The sequence below is a fragment of the Bacillus kwashiorkori genome (genome assembly GCF_001375515.1).
Classification (GTDB): domain Bacteria; phylum Bacillota; class Bacilli; order Bacillales; family Caldibacillaceae; genus Bacillus_BK; species Bacillus_BK kwashiorkori.
The window spans coordinates 62,658-87,128 of the sequence record NZ_CTDX01000009.1; the positions used below are offsets into that span (position 1 = coordinate 62,658).

Consider the following 24,471-nt stretch of genomic DNA (forward strand, 5'->3'; position numbering starts at 1 on the left):
GAAAAAAGGTTAATTTTTCCTAATAAGTAACTTGATAGAATGTGATTTTTAACAATACTACGAGATTAATGGCCACCTCACCTTTTCCACTCTACGAAAAAATGTATCAAGTTGTACTCTAGTAGAATTAAATGTTCACTTTCCACAATGTCGGATTACCTGATGAAACTGCTAATGCTCCTGCTTCAAGGGCAGCTAAAATTTCTTCTTTAGAGGAAATCAAACCGCCAACAATCAATGGCATCGGAATTTCACGGGTTAACCGGTCAATGATCTTTGGCATTAAACCGGGCAATACTTCCACGGCATCCGGCCGACATGAATTTATCACTTCAACACCTTTCGCAAGTGCGCCATTATCAATTAAAAACATCCGTTGAATGGTGACTAGTCCTTCGTCTTTTGCGTATTTGATTAAATTGCTTTTCGTAGTAATAATTCCAGTTGGTTTCCAATGCTGTGCTACAAATTTAATCGCACTCTTATTGTTTGCTAAACCTTCAATGAAATCTAAATGCAAGAATACATATTTTCCCTTATCCTTTAGGATGTCCACATATTCTTTGATCGTGAGCAAGTCCCCTGTCATAAGAAAAACGATATTCACTTCACTAGTAAGTGCCTGCTCAAAATCCTCCGGTCGTTTAATAGAAGCGATTATTTGCGATTCCACCATGTCAATAATTTCTGTCATATTATCACCCTTTATGTTGTTTAAAAACAAACTTACCTTAACAGACTAATATAATCTATTGCTTCTCTATTGTTGCTAACGGCATATAGCATTTGCAGGCAGTCACTGGAGGAAGAAAAACAAACTATTCGTTTAGCAAAGCAATAATATTGCAAACTATTTTAACACAAAAACTATTAAATCGCCTATTCAACTGCTTTCACACTTCACCGCTGTACAGTGGTGGGGGACTGTCCCCGACAATTGCGAAAATTCTAAACAAACATGAGCGATTCTGCACTTTCCTGTAAATAGGCCAAAAATCCCTCTTGCTTGAGCACAAAAACTATTGTATAATCAATTTTGGAAAAGACGTACATTTATCTTTGTTAAAATGAAAATGTTCGTATTTTCCTAAATGTGAAAAGGGGTGAACCATCACAAACAGCGCGAAACAAAACATAACCGAACAACCCACTTGGTTGTCAGAAAATACATAATTGTTGGGGACAGTCACCCGTTGTGCAGATTCGGTGTTGTCGGTTTTTGTCAAAAGGCGCGATTTTTTCAGAAAATACTATTATTCTAGCAACAAATCTTGTAAAATGTGATTGTACCTACAATTTTGAAGGAGAAGGTGAAGTAATGAGTAAGAATAGTAAACGCTTTCTTAACACTTTCCTAGCGGTGCTGATTGTTCTCATTCCAATGTTAGCGCAAATGAACGCACCAATAGCGAAAGCAGCTGAAACATCGGGCACTACTGCAACGCTCCGAATCATGGAAACAACCGATCTACATTCCAACATTATGCCTTATGATTATTACAGAGACACGGATGAAAACATTAAGTTCGGTTTGGCAAAAACTGCCACGTTAATCGAACAGGCAAGATCAGAAGTAACAAACAGCATGCTTTTTGATGCTGGAGACATGATTCAAGGTACACCACTAGCAAGCTATGTAAAAAATACTATTGGAAAAGATGAAGTTCACCCATTATTCCAAGCTATGAATTATTTAAAATATGATGCTGGAATAATCGGAAACCATGAATTTAACTATGGACTAGAATATTTAGACAATGTATTAGAAGAAGTTGAATTTCCGATCATTAATGCCAACGTTTATCATGTAGATGAAAACGGTAATGCAACAGAAAACTATTTTACGCCATATCAAATTTTAGAAAAAACGATTATAGACGATAGTGGCGACGAGTCTACATTAAAAGTTGGTGTAATTGGTTTTGTCCCTCCTAGAGTAATGACTTGGGATAAATCACATTTAGAAGGAAAAGTTATTGCTGCGGACATTGTTAAAACTGCAGAAAAATTTGTTCCAAAAATGCGTGAAGAAGGCGCAGATATTATTGTTGCCATTGCCCACTCTGGTTGTGATATCTCACAAGCTGGACAAGAAATGGCCGAAGATGCGGTATATGACTTAACAAAAGTACCGGGAATTGACGTCATGTTATTCGGACATGCTCATCTAGTGTTCCCAGGTGATAAAAGCTTTAATGGTATAGAAGGTATCGACAATGAAACAGGCCATATTCATGGGGTACCAGCAACGGAAGCAGGGTCTTTCGGAAGCCATTTAGGTGTTATTGATTTACAACTTGTAAAAGATGCTAATGGTAAATGGACAATTGAAAAAACTATCGAAAACAAACCACGTCCAGTTGAAGTAGACACAAAATTAGATGAAAAAATTGTAAAAGATGTTCAAGAATACCATCAAGCGACACTTGACTATGTACGTAGTAAAATTGGTATTTCGAAACAGCCGATGCATACATATTTTACGAGAGTAATGGATGATCCATCGGTACAATTAGTGAATGAAGCACAAATTTCGTTTGCTAAAAAATGGATAAAAGAAAACGCATCAGACTTAGAAAAATATCCAGTTATTTCTACAGCAGCTCCATATAAGGGTGGTAGAAATGGTGCGGGTGACTTTACAAATATCCCAGCAGGTGAACTATCAATTAAGAGTGCCAACGATTTATACCTTTTTGATAATACTGTAAAAGGGCTACTCTTAACTGGTGCAAAAATTCAGGAATGGCTAGAATTTGTCGCATCTTCATTTAACCAAATTGATCCGGCAAAAACGGAACCACAAGATTTATTGAATTTAGATTTCCGTCCGTATAATTTTGATGTGTTTGACGGAATTAAATATGAAATTGATGTAACAAAACCAGCACGTTACAACGTAGGTAATGGTCAATTAATTAATGAAAACTCCAATCGTATCACTAAACTAACGTACATGGATGGTACACCAATAAAAGCGGATGACGAATTTATTGTTATTACAAATAACTATCGGGCGGATGGTGGCGGAAACTTCCCAGGCATCAAAGGTTCGGAAGTAGTTATCGATGCTCCAAATGAAAACCGTGAAATTGTTATGGATTATATTAAAGAAAAACAAGTTATTGAAGCTGTTGCTGACAATAACTGGAGAATTGCCCCAATTCAAGGGGATGTTACGTTAACATTCCAATCTTCCGCAGATGGAGAACAATACTTAGACGTAACACCAAATGTAAAAATTCATGGAGCTAGTGAGAGAGAAGGTTGGCTCACTTATGAGTTTGACCAAAATATTCACGCTAAAATTTTAGGAATTAATGACTTCCATGGGCAACTTGATTATACGACAAAAATTGGTGATAAAGTTGCAGGAGGAATTGAGTATCTGGCTGGTTATTTGAAAGCCTATGAATCTAAAAATCCAGCAAATACGATGATGGTACACGTAGGTGACATAGTTGGTGCAAGCCGTCCTGTTTCTGCGTTTTTACAAGACGAACCGACCATTAGATTTTTAAATAAAATTGGTTTTGACTTAGGTATTCCGGGTAACCATGAATTCGATGAAGGCGTAGAAGAAATGATGCGCTTAATCAATGGTGGGGAGCATCCTGCTACAGTCCAAGAGTTCGGTCCATTTGAAGGGGCATCTTTCCCTTATATTGCGGCCAATGTGCTTTACAAGGATGAATTATTATTAGATCCATATATTATAAAGGAAATTAACGGAGTTCCTGTTGGCTTCATTGGTGTTGTGACAACTGAAACAGCAGATATTGTTGTAAAATCGGCTCTAGAAGATGTAGAAATAACGGATGAAGTAGAAGCAATTAATAAATATGCGAAAGTTTTAAAAGAGCAAGGTGTAAAATCTATTATTGTTCTTGCACATAGTTCAGGTACTTCTAATTCAGATGGAACAAATCCACAAGGTGAAATTGTTGAGTTTGCGAAAAAAGTAGATCCAGAAGTGGATGTAATTTTTGGCGCCCATGACCATCGGTATATGAATGCAACGGTAAATGATATTTTACTAGTACAATCCTATTCTTACGGTACGGCTTTCTCGAATGTGGATTTAGTCATTGATCCATTAACTGGGGATATTGTAGAAAAAACAGCTGAAATTGTCACAACTTTCCATGATGAAAAATATTTAGATGGAGAAGTAAAAAAGGAATTGGAAGGATATAAAGAAGCAATTGCTCCAATTTTAGAAGCAGAAGTTGGCTATACTGAAAAACCAATAACAAGAGAGGCAAATGAAGCGGGAGAAAGCGCACTAGGTAATTTAATTGCTGATTCAATGCGCGCTGCTGGAAAAACAGACTTTGCATTTATGAACTCAGGCGGAATTCGGGATGAATTAGATGCAGGTACGATTACATTTGGCGAGTTATTTGCAATCCAACCATTCGGTAATGATGTTGTCACAATTGATATGACTGGTGAGCAAATAAGAGAAGTATTGAACCAACAATTTAGAGAAGACCGATTCCGAATCATGCAAATTTCAGGTCTTTCATACACTTGGGATGAGACAAAAACTGTTGGTGAAAATGTGGTAGACATTTTCTTACCTGATGGTTCAAAAATTGATCCGAGTGCAGTATATAGTGTGACAATCAACAACTTCATGGCTGGCGGCGGTGACTTCTACTACGCATTTACAAAAGGAACAAACCGAGAAGTAGTTGGTGTAGACATTGATATATTTGCTGATTATGTAAGACAGTTGGCAAAAGAAGGTCCAATTAAAGCGGAAATTGAAGGTAGAATTCAATTGTTAAGCGATGTTGGGGAAAATCCAGATCCGGGCGAAACACCTGATCCAGGGGAAACACCTGATCCAGGGGAAGGAAATCAACCGGGTGAAGGAGACGGAACTGGTAATACACCTGAAGATGGCGAAAAATTACCAGAAACGGCAACAAACCTTTACAACAGCTTAGCTGCCGGAATAATCCTAATTACAACAGGATCCGTCCTCTACTACAGAAGAAAACGAGCAGCATAAAAACAAAAGGTGCCCGCAGCATGGGCACCTTTTGCAAATATTCACAATTGTTGGGGACAGTCCCCCAGTGCAGTTGTTTTGTCATATTATTTGACAATTTTTGACTAGATTTTTTTTAGTGGATTGTTATAATATAGTATAAAAGTCAGGTAATTCTATTTAGTTATTTTGAACTACTATCTCCGCGTCACACAACATTTGTCTAGAATACTAGATTGGGTGGTTAGTTCTCCTGCTACAAAATTATTATGTTAAAGAGAATAGCTAGTTCTTATAAATGTTGTCAGGTGATTTTTAAGTAATAGATAAAGCTAGGGAGGATGGAGATGGATAATAAGCAAAAACAAGAGGCTTTTAAAGAAATTTTAGTATCAACCTATGTAAATGCACAAACGAATAAAAGCCTAACTTTAGATGATCTATTAAAGCAAATTACAGATCAATTGAAGAAGATAATTAAGTAGAATAAAGAGATTAGTATTCGCTATAAAAGCGCTCATGATCGTCCGCTCACAACCATGAAATGAAAATACTTTTTCACAGAAAAGATATATTATTTTACAAGGAACAGGAGAACTACATAAAACTTGTATAAAGCAAGAGCTGTTATGGCGACGCTAAATCTGAGTATTTTACCTAACATTTATAGGAAAAACTAGTATTAAAGCAGGAAATACTTATTTTTTTAAAATCACAACCTTATTTTTCGGAAGCAAGCCTGATGGAATGTTAGTTTTTTCATCCAACATTTAAGTGAGCTTAACAAAGAAGAGCCTAGAAACTATGAGCCACACACTTATTTGCTATGATTTTATCAAAATGGAAAAAAGAAGTGTACCCTTCCTTCATTCCAACTATAAGAAAGAATTACTTGTAAAAGTCGATATAGCGACATAGCCCTTAAGTAAAAGAGAAATAAGGGATAATTAAGGAGTTGATTTTTTGAAAATTCTAGTAACGGGTTTTGACCCTTTGACATAAGGGGACAGTCCCCCACCGCTTTAAAGCGCTAAAGTGTGGCGTTGATGCTAGCGAGTTACATAGCACCGCTTGGGGACAGTCCCCCACCGCTTTGTCCCCCACCGCTTTAAAGCGCTAAAGTGTGGCGTTGATGCTAGCGGGCTACATAGGCTGGTATTTTGCCACCCTGATCCTCTTTTTTCAGGCACTCCATTAATGGCAAAAACTACCACTATACAAGTTTTCTAAAAAATGTTTTTTTACCTAAAAACAACTCATTTTACTTCAACAGTAATATTCGATGCTATAACCCGATTTCCGCTTTTAAACAGATGGTAAATCACTAGTAGCAAAGGGTCCCAGCTAAGACGTGGCAGCTCCTGATTTCTTTTTTTAACGAAAAGGTGGTGATCATCGCACATATCATGTTCATATTTTCCCCGTTGGCAGTTCCCATATCGTACGACACTTAGCCTTTCGTGATTATTTACTACATCATCCACATGAACGACGAATCACTGAACTTGAAAGGGGGGATTCTTTTCCAAAACTAAAATAAGACTTTTTGTGTAAAATTCCACCGTCATTCCACCGTCATTCCACCGTCATTCCACCAACATTCCATCGTCATGACATGCATCTATTTTTTAAAAAACTGGTAAAAATTATTAAAAAATTTCAAAATAATGAGGAGGTTATTTATTATGTCTAGAAAACCAAGAGTATGGTACCCAGGAGCAACTTATCATATTACCGCTCGTGGAAATAGGAAGGCTGCAATTTTTCAAGAGACGGACGATTATCTAAAATACTTGGAAATTCTTAAAAATGTTCAGACTGCATACCCATTTATACTCCATTCCTATTGTTTGATGACTAACCATATTCACTTACAAATAGAAACAATTGATGATCATATAAAATATATCATGAAAGACTTGCACTTCCGTTATGCAACTTATTTTAATAAAAAATATGATTTTGTTGGTCACGTTTTTCAAGGGCGCTATGGTGCGAGTATAATAGAAAATATTTCATACTTCCTAGAAACTAGCCGCTATATCCACCGCAACCCTCTTGAAGCAAATATTGTAAAAGATTTAGCAGATTATCGGTGGAGCAGCTATCTTTCTTTCATAAGTAATGTAAAAAACCCTCACGTCAATCCTGAAAAAACACTTAACTACTTTGCAGCCCCACCTCAAAAAAACTACCAAATTTTCGTAGAAACCGACATCAATCTCAAATCCAACGAAACATGGCAACACCTACTAAACGTAACTAGCGCAACCATAAATGAATAAATGAATAAACCTACACAATTGTTGGGGACAGTCCCCCACTGCTTTAAAGCGCTAAAGTGCGTGCGGAGGGAGGAGTGGTAGTTTGTTTTTTGTGATTGTTCGGGTTGTGGAGTGTTAGTTGTTAGCAATAATTACCACCCCCAAACTTCAAAAAACTACCACCGTCCCCTTTTTATATGTGATAAAATATTCCGGTAAAGGTGCACCGCTTTTTTTCACTCTATAAAGCATGAAAAACCAAAATTTAGCAAAAAAAAACTACAGAGAACAACAGCAAAGTGGGGTAATGATGAAATGAAAAAGTTTTTCCAGTTCAACACTATTAGAAAAAGACTACTATTTGGTTTTTCGCTAATTATCGTACTATCGCTATTAATCGCTACATATAACTTTTTAGCAGTGGATAAATCAAATGAACTAACTACAGATATTGTGAAAAAAGATTTATCTTTGTTAATTGCTGATGAACAAATAGCTCTAAACATGGCTGACCGTGCTGGTTTAGTTCGGGCATTTTTCTTAAATGAGGATGAAAAGTACCGTGAAACTTTTGAAAGTATGTTAGAAAGCAGTATTGAGTTAGAAAACAAGATTATACAGCTTAGTGATAGTGAAACGACAAAAGCATTAATTGCAAAAAAAGTAGAGTGGGGTACGTTAACAGACCAAATTTTTACCGAGTATGATAAAGGAAATAAGGATAAGGCTCTAGATATTCTTACAAAACAAGCGGAACCACTTGCTAATGAACTAATCATTGGGTTTACCGAATCAGCGAAAGAACGGGAAGTGGCGATAAATCAAAAGGCTGAGGATATTATTCGCTATAATAATAATTCTGCCCGAGTCGGAATTGGTGTAGCATTATTTGCCGTAATTTTAGGAGTTATCATTTCTTTGGTTACCTCTCGAAAAATTGCCCGCCCTATTAGAATAGTAGCAAGTAGGATGAACAAAATAGCTGACGGAAACCTTTCACATAAACCATTAGAAACAAACTTACGAGATGAAATCGGTCAACTAATTTTATCGACCAATGTTATGAACAGTAACATGCAAAAACTATTAAAGAACATTTACGAAGTATCACAAACAGTTACTGGCCATAGTGAAGAATTAGCGCAATCAGCCAATGAAGTGCAAGCTGGTGCAGAACAAATTGCGTTAACTATGCAGGAATTAGCTACTGGATCTGAAAGGCAAGCAAGTAGTACGACAGAAATTTCGGAAGTAATGGTCGATTTTGCAGAAAAAATGCAAGCTACTAGTGCCCAAAGTGAAAAAATTGAGCACGTATCAACAGAAATTATGGAGCTAACTAACGGTGGAAGTGAGTTAATGGATACTTCGAAAGAACAAATGGTTAAAATTGATAAAATAGTCCTTGAGTCAGTGGAAAAAGTGCAAAAATTAAGTAATGAATCTCAAGAAATTTCCAAGCTCATTGTAGTAATAAAAGAAATTGCCGACCAAACCAATTTACTTGCATTGAATGCGGCTATCGAAGCAGCAAGAGCAGGTGAACATGGGAAAGGGTTTGCGGTCGTTGCAGATGAAGTTAGAAAACTTGCGGAACAAGTAGGAGCATCTGTTACAGAAATATCAAACATTGTGAAAAATATTCAACAAGGATATCACTCCGTAACCGATTCACTAGAAACCGGCTATAAAGAGGTCGAACAAGGTACAGAAAAAATTAACATAACGAGTGAAACATTTAATAAAATTAGCTATTCGATATCACAGATGGTGGAAAATATCCATAAAGTATCTGAAAACCAAACAGAAATGAGCACAAAAACTGAAGAAATCATTTCCTCTATCCAGGAAATTGCTGCAATTGCTCAAGAATCAGCAGCGGGTATAGAACAGACAACCGCTGCCACAGAAGAAACAACTAGCTCCATGGAAGATATCGCCACAAGCTCTGCCAAACTGGCAGAACTAGCCGAAAATCTAAACAACGAAATCACCAAATTCAAACTTTCAGGGGGACAGTCCCCCACCGCTTTAAAGCGCTAAAGTGTTTGAGTGATGTTTGAGTTTATAAGCTTTTCACAATCACTTCCAAAAATATGCTCTCTATAATAAAGAAGTAAGAGTTTTCAAACTCTTGCTTCTTTTGCTTTCCAGCTCCTTCCATCGTCCGACAACTATTATGAAAATGCGATAAAAACGTATTGTTATTCAACATCCCGCAGCTTATAATAATTACTAAACGGGGACAGTCCCCCGCTACTAAACGGGGACAGTCCCCCGCCGCTTTAAAGCGCTAAAGTGCGTAGTTTAATACATATAGTCAATGGGGGCAGTCCCCTCAATTAGAGGAGAGGATTTTTTATGGTTAGTGGGAAGGTGGTATTTGTTACAGGGGCGGCGAGCGGAATCGGTTTTGAGATTGGGCGTTCGTTCCTGAAGGCAGGTGCTAAAGTTGTTTTTACAGATATTAATGAAGAAAAGTTAATAAGTGGAGTGAATGAATTGCAGGAGGCGGGTTTTGATTGCCATGGTGTTACTTGTGATGTCACTAATGAAACAAGTATTAAGCAGGCAATCGACGAAACAATCAATACTTACCAACGACTTGACATCTTAATTAATAATGCCGGGCTGCAGCATGTTGCACCAATTGAAGAATTCCCTACTGAAAAATTTGAGTTCATGCTTAAAGTAATGTTAGTCGGTCCGTTTATTACTACAAAACATGTTCTTCCAATAATGAAACAGCAAAAAAGCGGGCGAATTATCAATATCTCCTCCATTAACGGTTTGATTGGTTTTGCCGGAAAATCTGCCTATAATTCTGCTAAACACGGTCTTATTGGTCTCACGAAAGTAACCGCCTTAGAAACTGCCGAACATGGGATTACTGCCAACGCCATTTGTCCTGGTTATGTCGACACCGCACTCGTTCGCAATCAGTTAACCGATTTAGCAAAAACTCGTAATGTACCTTTAGAAAAAGTTCTTAAAGAAGTTATTTATCCGTTAGTCCCGCAACAAAGACTGCTATCCGTTGAAGAAATTGCCGACTATGCAATATTTCTTGCAAGTGAAAAAGCCCGTGGCATAACTGGACAAGCAGCTGTTATTGACGGAGGCTATACTGCTCAATAGGGTCAAGGTGCCGAGATATTGGAATTTGTTACCTTGTTTGATGGCAATTTGGTTAACAATTTTGTTGACATCAGACCTCCAATTTTTTGGATTGATTGATACAATCGTCGATATATTCGCTACTTCTTTTTTAGTTTCTTTAATATCATTCGCTAGTGCTGTCATTCGTTGTTCTTGTTCAACTAATTGATTAATCGCCTAGATGCTTCTGCTAAAAACTTTGAATGTGTGCTGAAATTGCTAATCTCACAAAAAAACAATGGAGATAGCACTAGCAGTAATTTGAATAACCACAGTCTCTATTAAAAAATATTTTTTATGAAAGTGAGGGAAACTTTGCCGAAAAGGATTCCCTTTATCTTTAGAAAAAAATTCCCACCCGATAACGATATTAGTAAAAAAACCCGATATTTAAACGTTCTCAACCCGCAAAAAAGTTCTTTTACCCCATAGGTGACGAATCTTATTAAACAATAGTATCTTAGAAAAATAAATTCCGAGACGGTTATTCTAATAGGAATACTTATACATATATTGAAGCCCAAAATGGTCATTATCCATTAATCACATGCCCAAAAAATTCTGCAATACGAAAAAACTCTAGCACATCATGGTTACATATTCCCCCTTTTTATCACGTCCATATATTTCAGCGTTTGGCACTCTTAATTTTAGCTCGAGACTGCCTCAAACTCCTTATTTGTCTCCACTTCACCATCGTATGTCCCCAATTCAATCCAGGACCAAACAAAGCATCTTCTCTATTAGTTACACTACACTAATCTTACCCTTTGCCACTATTACTTTCCCGCACTAAATGGTTCCAAAGATCCCCTTACGTTTCACTTTCTCATTCTCCGCTACCATTTCTTTCCACCCCGCCAACCAATCCAACTCTCCCATTCGTTCCCCCCAATCAAGCTTTTAAATAAAAAGGTTAAATATTCACAAATTCTCAACAAATAAAACAGTAAACCATGTGGAAAAAAGTTTATCCAATTTATGAAAGTAGTATAATTAGATTAGTATAATAAAAGTTATTTCAAAAAACTCTGTTACATAAAAGCTCCACTCAACAACCATTTTAATAATCGCATTAGGAATTTTACGAAATCCAAGCACCTTAGCACTAAACTGCACCTGAACTCGCATGAATAAAACAAATTGGTGGCAGAACTGTTAGGAAACATTCGGGCACCCTCATTACAAGAAGAAAGAAGAAAATGCACACTACTCCTTGTAAATTGAACGGTTCACCTTGATTTTGAATATTCATCCAGAATCCCGTTTCACCATCATTTCCACCTTTAATCTTGCATTTATAGAAAAAGAAAAATAGAAAGCGACACCATAAGGAACTAGGAGGGTAGGCAGTGGAAAAACTATTTCACGCAAAGTGTAAGTTCGTCAATATAACATTATTAATGATCCTGTTACTTGTTTTCGCTCTACTATTAACTTTTATTATTACTCTTTCCTATTGGGTGATACACTGGTCTGTACTTGTTATTGCAACTATTACAAATTTAGCTTTAGCAATATACTATTTTAAAAAAATACATAACGATACTTTCCGTCCGAAAAAGTTTATCGCTGAAGTTTTACTCGTCGCACTCGCAATCGGGGTAGTAGAACTTCTATATAAAAGCATCACACTAAAGGAATGGAGCTTATCACTAAATTTGACGGCTGTGAATATATTATTTATGCCATTACTTTTATTCATTATGAAAGTTTACTATTCCTCCTACTGCCAAAACAAAATTTCACAAGAAAATGAAGAGAGGTATCGTTCTTTATTTTACCAAACGCAAAATGGCGTGTATGAACTGGATAAAGAAGGACGCTTCATTCACCTTAATGATGCCTTTGCCAAATGGCTAGGTATTGCACCGACTGATCTATTAGGGCAATACGCCATAAAAATTGTTCATGAAGATGATCAAGAAAAGTCACTTCAATATTTTCAACAAACATTAACAGGGAAATCACATACATTTGAACTGAAAGTGAAACATATTGATGGCAATGTCCGCTATATTTCGGTAACCCACGTACCGATTGTCATTGATGACGGGGTTATAGGGATTTACGGAATTTGCAATGATATTACGACCCGTCATAACACGGAAAAGGCGCTGAAGGAAAGTGAAAGCCAGTTACGAATTTTATACAATATATTAGAAGTTGGTATATGGTCCTACAACCTTGATGAGCAAAAACTATTGTTTTGTTCTAATGGAATTGGAAAAATTACCGGTTATACGAACGAAGAATTTTTTGCTGATTATGATCTTTATTTTAATTTAATTCATCCAGATGATAGTGAACGTGTATTTAAAAACAGGAAAAAATTAGGAAAAGGAAAAATAAATCATTTTACTGAGCAATATCGAATGATTAGTAAAAATGGGGAAGTACGCTTTATTAATGAGCAAATATTTTTAACGAAAAATGAAAATGGTTCCACAGTATTAAACGGAATTTTAATAGATAACACGGAGTTAGTAGAAAAGACGATGGAGTTGCAAGAAAGCGAGGAACGTTATAAACGCTTAATTCAGTTTTTACCAAGTCCATTTTTTATAATAAAAGAAAACCGGATTATTTTTACAAACGAAGCAGGGGTCGAGTTACTCGGAGCAAGATTAAAAGAGGAAATACTCAACAAAGAGATTTGCAGTTTTTTGGATGAAAAATCAATCGAACGATTAAAAAATGTTAAAATTGCGGAATTGACGAATAGTTATTTAACAGATATAAATGTGAAGACATTGTCCGGTGAAAAACGTATTGTAGAAACAACTTCTACTTATATTCCGTACCGTGGAGAAGATGCATTATTTGTAGTTATCCATGATGTAACAGATCGGCGGCAAATTGAAGAACAAATTCATTTTCTTGCCTTTCATGATGATTTAACGATGTTACCGAATAGAAGGATGATGTTACAGCAATTAGAAGGGACGATTTATTTAGCGTCAAAAAAATCCGAAAATGTTGCAGTCCTAACGATGGATATTGACCGATTTAAGTGGGTGAATGATACATTTAGTCGGGAGGTCGGTGATAAGCTTTTACAACTTGTTGCCAAAAAATTAACAAACACACTTGGAAAAGATATTTTTATTGCACGAATATCTGGTGATGAGTGGGCAATTATTTTAGAAGATATGAAAAGTAAAGAAGAAATTGAAGAAGTAGCGAAGAAAGTATTACTATGTATTTCTGAAAAACCTTTTGAAGTAAATAACTGGAATCTTTACATTACCCTTAGTATTGGGATAGCAGTTTTTCCAGAAGATGGGGACAATGTGGATACATTGTTAAAGCATGCGGATGAGGCACTTTACCAAGTAAAAAAACGTGGCAAAAACCACTGTTTATTTTATGAAAAACAATTTTCTAGTGAAATTTCAGCAAAAGGAATAATCGAGTATGAATTGCGGGAAGCGTTAAAATTTCAACAGTTTGTCCTCCATTATCAACCGCAAGTAGACAGTATTACAAATAAAATTGTCGGTGTGGAAGCTTTAATCCGTTGGCACCACCCAACGAGGGGAATCGTTTTTCCAGGCGAGTTTATTCCATTGACAGAAGAAACTGGCCAAATTATTCCGATCGGTAACTGGGTTCTAGAGCAAGCATGTAGAAAGTTAAAAGAATGGGAACAAGCAGGTTATTTACCATTACATTTAAGTGTGAACATTTCAACAAAGCAGTTTCAACAACATAATTTTACCGAAACAGTAAAGCGAATTGTCGAAAAAACAAAAGTGAATCCGCACTATTTAACGATTGAGTTAACAGAGTCGGTAGCGTTGGAAAATATAGAAGAAGTTATTCAAAAAATGTTGGAATTGAAAAAGATAGGAATGAAAATTGCTATCGATGATTTTGGTACAGGCTATTCGTCTTTAGCGTATTTAAAACGGCTACCAATTGACACATTAAAAATTGCGCAACAATTTGTTCGGGATATTGAAGATTCCCATGATGCGATTGCCATTGTAAGAACAATTGCTTTGCTCGGCCATAATTTAGGGTTAGAATTAATTGCAGAAGGGGTCGAAAAGACAGGTCAACTCAAACTATTAAACGACCTAAAATGCCAAAAAATTCAAGGCTTCCTATTCAGCAAGCCACTAACCGACCAAGAACTTCTCAACAAACTCAGGTGACAGCGGTGGGGGACTGTCCCCCGCTACGTTAAAGTGCTAACGCGTTAAAGCGGTGGGGGACTGTCCCCAACAATTACGAAAATTCAAAAAACAACCAGGAGGCGGGTATGGGAAAGGGTTATGTTTATTTGCAGGTGCACGATGAGATTGGCACGATTTTTATTAATAGGCCCAAGAAGCGGAATGCGTTAACCGTTGATATGTGGCGACAGCTAATTAGTCACGTTGAACAATGCGACAACGACAAAAATGTAAAGGTCATCATTATTCGCAGTACGACAAATGAGGCGTTTTCCGCCGGGGCTGACATCAGTGAATTTGCGACCGTACGCAACAGCATAGAAAGTGTGATGGAGTTTAACAAACTGCCGATGACACTGGAAAAAAGATTAGCAAACTGCTCTAAGCCAAGTATTGCGATGATTTCCGGATTTTGCATCGGTGGTGGTTGTGAAATTGCCATCGCTTGTGACTTTCGATTTGCCGATTTTACTAGTAAATTTGCGATCACGCCAGCAAAACTAGGTATCGTTTATAATACTCCTGGTACGAAAAACTTAGTTGATCTAGTAGGTCCATCCAATGCGAAGGACCTGCTCTTCACGGGGAGAATGATTAACGCAGAAGAAGCACGTGAAATGGGCTTAATTAACAAAGTCGTCAGCCATGATAATCTAGAAAGAATAACTTATGAGTTTGCCACGCAGATTGCGAACAATGCTCAGCTAACTGTTCGTTCATCAAAAAAAATCATAACGGACATTTTACACGGTGCGACGGAAGATAGTGAAGAAGTTGTGGAGCTAATAAAGGAATCCATTGACTCGAGCGATTATAAAGAGGGCGTTGCAGCATTTTTACAAAAACGAAAACCGAACTTTACATATCGATAAAAAAGCAGTTTCCAATTTCAAGTGCTTTTCCTCATCAATTTATAAAAAGAATACTCTTTATTAAGGCAGACAAGGGAAAAGGGTCAGCTTGTACATTCAACCAGTGAAGTAACAACCCACCTTTTTAATAGAAAACTTTCAACACCTGACCTTTCCTTTAGTCCATTATTTCATGCCTTTCGGAGAGGTTCTATCTATTCGAAAAAAATTTTAACAAACCACAAAGGGTAGCCAGACAACTTTCCCATTGAAAATAAAATCGCTCCCTCCTCTCTTATCATCTTCTCACTGTGCACCGAAAAACAAAAATACCACAAAAAGAAAGCGCTTTAAAAAATTAGGGGAAACCCCCTATCGTATCGGGATGGATTAAATAGTATTATTAACTTACAAATGATAGAAACTAAAACAATCTAAGGAGGAGTTCATATGAAGACCCATTATCAAGTAGTTATCGTAGGTGGGGGAACAGCAGGAATAACGGTTGCGGCACAGTTACTTAGACAATCAAAACGGTTCCAACACGAAATAGCAATTATAGATCCAGCAGAAAAACATTACTATCAGCCGTTATGGACATTAGTCGGCGGTGGAGCAGCAAAAAAGCAAGCGACAGAGCGAACGATGGAAAGCGTCATTCCAGAAGGAGCAGATTGGATCCAACAAAGAGTAGCAACGTTTGACCCAGACAACAATGCTGTAACAACAGAGTCAGGAAATACAATTACTTATAATTACTTAGTCGTAGCCGCTGGAATTGAAATTAATTGGGACGGAGTAAAAGGCTTAAAAGAAACAATCGGTAAAAACAACGTCTGTACGAATTACTCCTATGATTATGTGGACTACACATGGGAAAGTATTCGTAACTTTAAAGGTGGAAACGCTATCTTTACGAACCCAAACACACCGGTAAAATGTGGTGGTGCGCCGCAAAAAATCATGTATTTAGCAGAAGAAGCTTTCAGACGGGCGGGTGTCCGCAATCAAGCAAACGTCATCTTCGGCTCGGCAAAACCAGAAATTTTTGATGTACCAGCCTACAAACCAGTACTAGAAGGAATTATTCACGACAGAAATATCGATGCAAAATATCATATGAATCTCGTAGAAGTTCGTGGTGATAAAAAAGAGGCAGTGTTTGAAAACTTACAAACTGGCGAATTGGAAACAATATCCTTTGAAATGTTACATGTTACCCCGCCAATGCAAGCACCAAGATTTATAAAAACAAGTCCGCTTGCAGATGAAGCTGGCTGGGTCGATGTCCATAAATATACATTGCAACATGTTCGCTATCCAAATGTTTTCGGTCTCGGTGACTCTAGCAACTTACCGACATCCAAAACAGGTGCGGCAATTCGCAAACAAGCACCTGTAGTCGTGAAAAACTTACTAGCATTAATGCAGGAAAAACCGTTATCTGCTAATTATAATGGCTACACTTCTTGTCCACTCGTGACAGGGTACGGTAATTTAGTACTTGCAGAATTTGACTACGACAAAAATCCGCAAGAATCAATGCCATTTAACCAAGCGAAAGAACGGACATCCATGTATTACTTCAAAAAAGACTTTCTGCCAATTATGTATTGGGACGGCATGCTAAAAGGGATTATGTAATGTAATTTGGAAGGTAATAAGCTCTACTTTTGTAAAAAAAGAATAAAGCAACATCCATTATTTAACAAAAAATAGATTCATATAACTACTAAACTATCATGAAAAAATACTGCTACACCGAACAATAGCAACACTTAAAACGCAAACAACGAACACTTAAAATTAAGTTTTCCAAATTAGAAAGGAGTGACTTGCATGACGACAACACAAGTTGAACAAACCAACCAATATGAATGGTTGAACGAGTTAGACCGGCCGGACGTTCAAGAATCATTAACTTTCCTCATTCAAAAGTTACCGGACATTCAAAAATCTGTCGCGCAACTAGATTCTGTCATCCAATTCGGACAAGCAGTGTTACAAGATAAAACAACGATAGACAATATGGAAGATAAATTAAGCTACACACCAATCAACTATGACACGCTCGAAGCTTTAGTTGGACTTCTTGGAAAACTGCCGGTGCTACTAGAGTTAGTGGAAAAACTCGAGCAAGGTGTAGAATTCATAAAAGCGGTACTTGCCGACAAACAATCATTAGATCAATTGAATGAATCTATCACTTCCTTACCTGTGATAACAAAAGCGAAAGAAGTGGCTGAATTTGTTCATGAAGTAAAAGAAAGAGCGGAACAAGAACCAGTTCAACATATTTCCCTATTTACTGTCTTAAAATGGATCAAGTCTCCAACCGTACAAAACGGTTTACATTATGTAAAAACTGCTTTAGATGTGTTAGAGAAAAAATAAAACCGTTGTTGAATTTCGTATATACCAGAAGTTTTCAGTGGGCGTGGCTTATCTAGCTACAGCCGCTAGTAATTATCCTTTACGTTAGAAAAATCTTTGTTTTTAATATCATTTTAAAACAACATAAAGGGAGAGATCTTCATGTTATTAAAGTATTTTTATGATGAAAAATTAGCACAAGCATCTTACATGGTCGGCTGCCAAGCAAAAGGAGAAGCAGTTATCGTCGATCCAATGAGAAACATCGAACCTTATTTAAAAGTTGCAGAAGCAGAAAAAATGAAAATTGTAGGGGTACTAGAAACTCATATTCATGCAGACTATGTTTCTGGAGCTCGTGAACTTGGCGTTCGCCTCGGAGCAACATTATACGTTTCAGATGAAGGGGACGAAAACTGGAAATACAAATACGTAAAAGATTTACCGCATCAATTAGTAAAAGACGGCGACAAAATCCAATTAGGCAACTTAACATTTGAAGTTGTACACACACCAGGACATACACCAGAAAGTATTTCCTTCCTTTTAACAGATGCGAACGCCGATGAGCCGATGGGTATTTTCACAGGAGACTTTGTCTTCGTTGGGGATATTGGAAGACCTGACCTTTTAGAAGAAGCTGCTGGATTAAAAGGAACTGCGATGTCGGGCGCAGTGCAAATGTATGATTCTGTTGAGCGGTTCAAAAACTTGCCTGACTTTTTACAAGTATGGCCGGCGCATGGAGCAGGTAGTGCTTGTGGAAAAGCTTTAGGGGCAATCCCGTCCTCAACAATCGGTTATGAAAAGCGGTTCAACTGGGCAATGAAGTTCGATAACCGGGAAGAATTTGTGAAGGCACTATTAGAAGGACAGCCAGAAGCACCTTACTATTTCGCCGTTATGAAGCGTGTGAATAAAGAAGGCCCTGAATTGCTACAAAATTTACCTGAAGTAAAATCATTGACAGACATGAAAGCAGTGGCAGACTTAGTTACTGCCGGGGAACAAGTACTTGATACTCGGGACTCAGAATTATTTGCGAAAGGGCATGTCCAAGGAACGATTAACATTCCATTCACTCAATCATTTACAAATTGGGCTGGCTGGATTGTTGATTACAACAAACCACTATATTTAATTACCGAAAAAGAACAGTTAGATGAGGTGTTAGTAGCGCTTCGTTCTGTTGGCATTGACCAAGTCGTTGGTTTTATCGATGCAAAAGCATTAGATGGTGCAGAAAATCTAGTATCCTATGAAAATATGGAGCCGGAAAAGGCAGAAGAACTAATTGCCAATAATCAAGTGAACGTGTTAGATGTCCGCAATCAATCTGAGTGGGAGGAAGGCCATATTGAAGATGCCAACCACATCATGCTTGGAAAACTGCTCCGTAACATCGACAAAGTCCCAACGGAAAAACCATTAGTTGTTATGTGCCAAGCAGGTGGACGGTCGGCAATTGCTACAAGTATTTTACAAGCAAAAGGAATAACAAATTTATACAACTTAACAGGGGGCTACTCTCGCTGGATTGAGGAAAGTAGGGCAGTGACAATCTAAAAGTTCCACTGATTTTACAATTTAAAACAAGGAAAGCTGGTCTTACAAAAAAAGCCAGCTTTTTCCGCTTCGAAATCGTTTATAATAGAGTTAGATGAGTGAATTTTTAAAAAACTAACATATACCTCGTTTTAATAGTAAATACTATTACAGCAACTGACTTGCTAGTTTTATCGGGGTGAAGTTGAATTCTGTCCCACATCAACCGCCGATTAATATTTCATTTTTAAAAAAAATTGGACAAACAAACATGACTCTATTATTAAACTATCGGAAGTGAAACGAATGAGCACATTTCATTTAGAAGAAAAATATTTAAGACAGATTTTTGAAAGTATTCAAGATGGGATCATTATAATGGATGAAAATCGGAAAATTTTACTAATGAATCCTGCAGCGAAACGTTTGACTGGCTGGCATGTGGATCAACATGTACCGTATTGTTCTTATTGTGAAACACGTGAACTTAAACCTTGTGAAAATAAATGCTATTTAATTGAAAATGATGAAATTCCCTATTTTTTATCACAAATGCCGACTTACCACGGGAACAAAATTAATGTGGAAATGAGTACAGCACTAATGTATCCAGGTGAAGATTCTAGTTTAAAAGAATATTTGCTCGTTTTACGGGATCAAGATATTAAACAGAAAGAAGAAGAAGCGAAACTTTCCAAGCAAATGATTCAAAAATTAATCGAAGCAAAAGAAACGGAGCATAAACGGCTTGCACAAGAATTACATGACGGGGTAAATCAATCGTTATATACGATATCCGTTGCTCTCCAAGCAATTGAAACATTCGTCACAGATAAACGGCTGCTCGATTACGTCAATGAAGTGAGAGAAGAATTAGAGTCGGTTATGAATGATGTGAAAGCATATGCCTATCAGCTCCGTCCACAAAGCTTAGATAGATTAGGGCTTGTCGCAACGATCCAAAGTGTAATTTCTACTTTAGAAAATTCTCATGCTAATTTAAGGTTTAGTTTTACATCCAATTTATCTGAGAGATTACCAGCAACAGTAGAGATAAATCTATATCGAGTCTTTCAAGAAGCTGTCCATAACATTATAAAATATGCGAACGCTACTCAAGTTCAAGTACAGTTACTAGATGATCCTCGAAAAATTACGTTAACAATAAAAGATAATGGAATTGGCTTTCAACCACAAGTATATCAACAAAAAGGGTTAGGCCTTAAGCATATGGAAGAACGGATGGATCAAATCGGTGGGACGTTTCGAATTCTATCAGAGACAGGGATTGGAACAACGATTACTGGATATGTCCCAAAAGGAGAGGGTTTTCTTGATTAAAGTTATGGTTGTTGATGATCATCGCTTAATTAGAAAAGGACTTGTCATGTTGCTGGAAGCCATTCCAGATATTGAGGTAGTCGGTGAAGCAGAAAATGGTGATGAGGCGGTTTTATGCGCAGATCGAGAAGAAGTGGACGTCATTTTAATGGATATTTCCATGCCAAATGGGTTAGATGGTTTTACGGCAGCGGAAACGATTCAAAAAAACAATAAACAAATAAAAATTGTTTTTCTATCGATGCATGATGAGGAAATCTATATTCAACGTGCCATTCAAGCAAATGCGTGTGGCTATATTTTTAAAAACAGTAAAAGTAGTGACCTGGAGGATGCAATTAAAACAGTCTATAAAGGGAATCGCTATTTTAATGTTGGACTTGCTGATGAACAACTAGAAAGTTTAATAGAAAACACGAAAAAGGATCAATCGATTTTAACGACAAGGGAAAAAGAGATTGTACGGCTGAGCGTTCTCGGTTTTACAAACAGAGAAATTGCAGAAAAATTGTTTATTAGCCCGAAAACGGTAGAAAACCATAAAACAAATATAATGAAAAAACTCGGTTTGAAAAACAAATCAGAGTTGATCCAGTATGGACTGACGAACAAATACTTAGATTTAACATTTTCACAAACAAATTAGTGGACCATTATAACGGTTATAGGAGAGATATGATCGTTCACTAATAGACGTACTTTCCAAAATATGACTACTAGTTTCATATTAAAGGAAACAAGAAAAGCTATGTTTTTCATTGCGGTTAACTAGTTTATATTAACATCGGGGAAGGAAGATCACGTATGATTTGGTTTATCACGATATTTTTAATCGGCTTTATCGGCTCGTTCATTTCGGGGATGGTCGGAATTGGCGGCTCCATTATTAAATATCCAATGCTCCTTTACATTCCACCATTAGTTGGGATTACTGCTTTCACTGCCCATGAAGTGTCTGGCATTAGTGCAATACAAGTGTTTTTTGCTACGATAGGGGGAGTTTGGGCGTACAGGAAAGGCGGTTATTTAAATAAAGACTTGATTATTTACATGGGCGGAAGTATTTTAATCGGTGGCTTAGTCGGTGGTTTTGGCTCACAATATATGTCTGAGTCCATCATCAACATCGTCTATGCTATTTTAGCAACGATTGCAGTAATTATGATGTTTATGCCAAAATCAAACGACAAAAATGGTGATACGGCAAAGGTACAATTTAACAAATGGTTAGCAGCGATGTTAGCATTTATCGTCGGGATTGCCGCAGGAATTGTCGGTGCAGCAGGCGCGTTTATCCTCATTCCGATCATGATTGTCGTGTTAAAAATTCCAACGAGAATCACTATCGCAACCTCTTTAGCAATTACATTTATCTCATCAATCGGCTCCACCGCTGGGAAAATTTTCACAGGTCAAATTTTGTACGGCCCAGCACTAATTATGATAATCGCCAGTTTAATCGCAGCCCCACTAGGCGCCGAAGTTGGTAAAAAAATGAACACTAAATATTTGCAATGGATATTGGCCGTCCTTATTTTAGCAACAGCTATAAAAATATGGATGGATATTTTAGGTTAGGAAGTGTAACTTCATCCTTCTGCTTATCCTACGATTTGTGTATGAAGGAGACACTTTCAACTATTATTTACTCTTTCGGTAACTATCACGCTGTAAGGGACATTTTGGTGAAAATTGCACTGAATGGTCCCTTATAGTTTTTTATTGCTGTTTTGATTAAAGAAATAGGTTGTAAAGAACCTTTTTTGGAGGATCAGTTGCGGGGAAATTCCTCTATCCGTGTTGGAACATCTATTGGATGACAACTCATTTACAATGTCTTTATTTAAAAGCTATTGTAACGGCCGTAAGTGTAGTTTAACTTATCCTCATAATGGGAAAGAGGAAATGAGAATGAAAAAACCTATGCCCTTAAAGAGCATAGGAAATTTATTTAAAGAACTCTAATACTGGTGTCAGAAGGCCGGTGAATTTTAACAATAAAAAGACAATACAAAATACAGTAAAAAATGCGCTCAACTTTTTCCCAATGGTACTTTGCTTTTTCTTTGTTTCTTCCATAATAAAAACCCTCCATCCATTTTGTTTTCTCCCATTAAGTACTCAATATTTAAAAGAATAATCATAATGATTATTAAGTAAAATTTGCATGTCTTGCTTGGTCCGACTCTGTTCATCAATAAACCTATTGATTGCGATTTCCCTTCACATCTATCCTAATACTCCTATTAAGCATTATTAAAATCATCAAAATCGACAAACTTAAAACAATATATGCTTGCAAAGAAAAGGGATGCCCGACTAGAAATCGTCGAAAATACTCTTGCAAAAAACTAAACAATATCATTAAAGGGATATTCCATTTCAAAAAATGAATAAAAATGTCCTTGACCATTTTCCCGCTATACCAATAAGCTGGGCGATTACCAATATTTCGCTTTATTACCCGTGCAACCAATACTTTAGAATGGATGTACGTGATTACGAGTAATTGTAGAACTGCAAAGACGATGAATTCAAACTGTACAGATTCTAAAAAACAAATAATGACAATAAAAATACTAGAAAACAAAAAAGCTAGAATATGCAATAACTTACTTCTATTTTTGTACAAAATGCGAATGTTAAACGGGATAACAAAAAGTAACTCCTGATTATTCAAATCATCAGAGAATATAATGTTTAATAAAACAATGGTAAATGTAATCGCGATGATATTTAGTAATATCGTTAAAAATACTCCCCAAGAAGCAAATTGGTTTTTATACTCAATTAAACTAATGAATAAAATTGGTGAAACGAAAGCAGAAAATAATTTCGGATTTCTAACTAAATATAATAAATCCTTTTTAATAAAGAAATTATTCCGACTGTCACTAATTCTTTGTGATATTTTTGCTGAATGCATGGTTCTTTCTGCTTGCATTATCGTAACAGTAATGAATCCTTTACGGTAAGCAAGCTTAGTTAAAAAATAGCTAACAACGAAAAACAGTAATGCACTAAAGGTGATTCCTATTGAAAAAATTATAACGTCTGAGAAACCGAGCTTGCTGGAAATTAAAGCAAGCGGATATGAAAATAATACGTAAAAGATAGATGAAATATAACTATTATTCGTTAAAAAGAAAGAAGAATAGTTTTGAATGTATATAATAACAAAAATAACGGAAATACTTGCTCCAGTCATTATCGTAAAAGCAATTGACCTTAATGCCCTCCCTTTCGATAAAAAAAACGCAAAACTATAGAGAACATGTGCAAAACTACTAGAAAAAATAGAAAGTGCGATAATTTGTAGGCTAGTAATAACTAAAAAGAATATATGGATATTTCCAGCTAATACATTTGCGAGTACGAAAGAAAATAAGACGATAAAATTAAAGAAAACAATGCCTTCGGTAATTACAAAAAAGCGAGACAAAATTACTTGGGAATGCCTAATTGGTACGAATAGTAAAATTTCTCGTTCAGGTGATAAGAAATATTCATGATAAAAGTTTTTTACAGCTGTTGAAATCGATACAATACACAAGAAAGCATAAAGCGAAGCGGTATACTTATTCATATTTACTTGAACGGAAGAAGGAAATAATTTAATAATAAAATACATAATTGCAATAAATAGACTATACAGAAGAATTCCAGCAAACCATCCTGCATAAACTTGCATCTTAGACATATTCGAGTGATTTTTCTTAATTTTATATTTGAGGGAGACGTATTGAATGAATTGCATA

At 36.6% G+C, this 24,471-nt stretch carries 16 protein-coding genes and 1 pseudogene; 14 read left to right on the forward strand and 3 right to left on the reverse strand.

Translation table 11 applies throughout. The features are described 5' to 3' along the window. Positions 1-127 precede the first annotated feature (127 nt). Positions 128-694, reverse strand: coding sequence for a glycerol-3-phosphate responsive antiterminator (locus tag BN1242_RS02215; RefSeq protein WP_062350698.1), 567 nt, complete (start codon positions 692-694; stop codon positions 128-130). Between the two features lie 624 nt (positions 695-1,318). On the opposite strand from BN1242_RS02215, the gene BN1242_RS02220 reads away from it, so the two are divergent. From BN1242_RS02220 to BN1242_RS02275, 14 genes and pseudogenes are all read left to right on the forward strand, one after another. Beyond that, on the forward strand, positions 1,319-5,020 hold the full coding sequence (locus BN1242_RS02220) for a bifunctional 2',3'-cyclic-nucleotide 2'-phosphodiesterase/3'-nucleotidase (protein ID WP_077216080.1): 3,702 nt from the start codon (positions 1,319-1,321) through the stop codon (positions 5,018-5,020). A gap of 326 nt (positions 5,021-5,346) precedes the next feature. After that, on the forward strand, positions 5,347-5,484 hold the full coding sequence (locus BN1242_RS13595) for a hypothetical protein (RefSeq protein ID WP_158661038.1): 138 nt from the start codon (positions 5,347-5,349) through the stop codon (positions 5,482-5,484). 917 nt (positions 5,485-6,401) lie between these two features. Then, positions 6,402-6,539, forward strand: a pseudogene (locus tag BN1242_RS13325) (GrpB family protein); the annotation flags it as partial. 145 nt (positions 6,540-6,684) lie between these two features. After that, the gene (locus tag BN1242_RS02225; RefSeq protein WP_062350703.1) at positions 6,685-7,284 is read left to right on the forward strand and encodes a transposase; all 600 of its coding nucleotides are present in this window, start codon (positions 6,685-6,687) and stop codon (positions 7,282-7,284) included. Between the two features lie 294 nt (positions 7,285-7,578). Next, complete coding sequence (locus BN1242_RS02230) at positions 7,579-9,306, forward strand: methyl-accepting chemotaxis protein (protein ID WP_062350705.1); 1,728 nt, start codon at positions 7,579-7,581, stop codon at positions 9,304-9,306. A 318-nt stretch (positions 9,307-9,624) separates the two neighbouring features. Beyond that, complete coding sequence (locus tag BN1242_RS02235; protein WP_062350708.1) at positions 9,625-10,401, forward strand: 3-hydroxybutyrate dehydrogenase; 777 nt, start codon at positions 9,625-9,627, stop codon at positions 10,399-10,401. Positions 10,402-11,774: 1,373 nt separating this feature from the next. Continuing rightward, complete coding sequence (locus BN1242_RS02240; RefSeq protein WP_062350710.1) at positions 11,775-14,582, forward strand: GGDEF domain-containing phosphodiesterase; 2,808 nt, start codon at positions 11,775-11,777, stop codon at positions 14,580-14,582. A gap of 107 nt (positions 14,583-14,689) precedes the next feature. Continuing rightward, positions 14,690-15,475, forward strand: coding sequence for an enoyl-CoA hydratase/isomerase family protein (locus BN1242_RS02245; RefSeq protein ID WP_062350713.1), 786 nt, complete (start codon positions 14,690-14,692; stop codon positions 15,473-15,475). A gap of 429 nt (positions 15,476-15,904) precedes the next feature. Continuing rightward, positions 15,905-17,098 (forward strand): FAD/NAD(P)-binding oxidoreductase, encoded by a 1,194-nt coding sequence (locus tag BN1242_RS02250; protein ID WP_062350715.1) that lies wholly within the window; start codon positions 15,905-15,907, stop codon positions 17,096-17,098. Positions 17,099-17,293: 195 nt separating this feature from the next. Further along, entirely contained in the window at positions 17,294-17,848 is a 555-nt protein-coding gene (locus BN1242_RS02255; protein WP_062350717.1) for a hypothetical protein, read from the forward strand. Positions 17,849-17,989: 141 nt separating this feature from the next. Next, positions 17,990-19,393 (forward strand): MBL fold metallo-hydrolase, encoded by a 1,404-nt coding sequence (locus BN1242_RS02260; RefSeq protein WP_062350720.1) that lies wholly within the window; start codon positions 17,990-17,992, stop codon positions 19,391-19,393. A 285-nt stretch (positions 19,394-19,678) separates the two neighbouring features. Beyond that, entirely contained in the window at positions 19,679-20,713 is a 1,035-nt protein-coding gene (locus tag BN1242_RS02265; protein ID WP_062350723.1) for a PAS domain-containing sensor histidine kinase, read from the forward strand. Next, positions 20,706-21,359 (forward strand): response regulator, encoded by a 654-nt coding sequence (locus BN1242_RS02270; RefSeq protein ID WP_062350726.1) that lies wholly within the window; start codon positions 20,706-20,708, stop codon positions 21,357-21,359. The genes BN1242_RS02265 and BN1242_RS02270 overlap by 8 nt, the downstream gene beginning before the upstream one ends. A gap of 158 nt (positions 21,360-21,517) precedes the next feature. After that, the gene (locus BN1242_RS02275) at positions 21,518-22,291 is read left to right on the forward strand and encodes a sulfite exporter TauE/SafE family protein (protein ID WP_062350729.1); all 774 of its coding nucleotides are present in this window, start codon (positions 21,518-21,520) and stop codon (positions 22,289-22,291) included. Between the two features lie 369 nt (positions 22,292-22,660). Here BN1242_RS02275 and BN1242_RS13800 read toward each other — a convergent pair whose 3' ends face one another. Continuing rightward, entirely contained in the window at positions 22,661-22,792 is a 132-nt protein-coding gene (locus BN1242_RS13800) for a hypothetical protein (protein WP_275259437.1), read from the reverse strand. Between the two features lie 124 nt (positions 22,793-22,916). Next, positions 22,917-24,470, reverse strand: a complete 1,554-nt coding sequence (locus BN1242_RS02280; RefSeq protein ID WP_062350733.1) for an elicitor-associated permease-like protein — start codon at positions 24,468-24,470, stop codon at positions 22,917-22,919. Position 24,471: the final 1 nt, after the last annotated feature.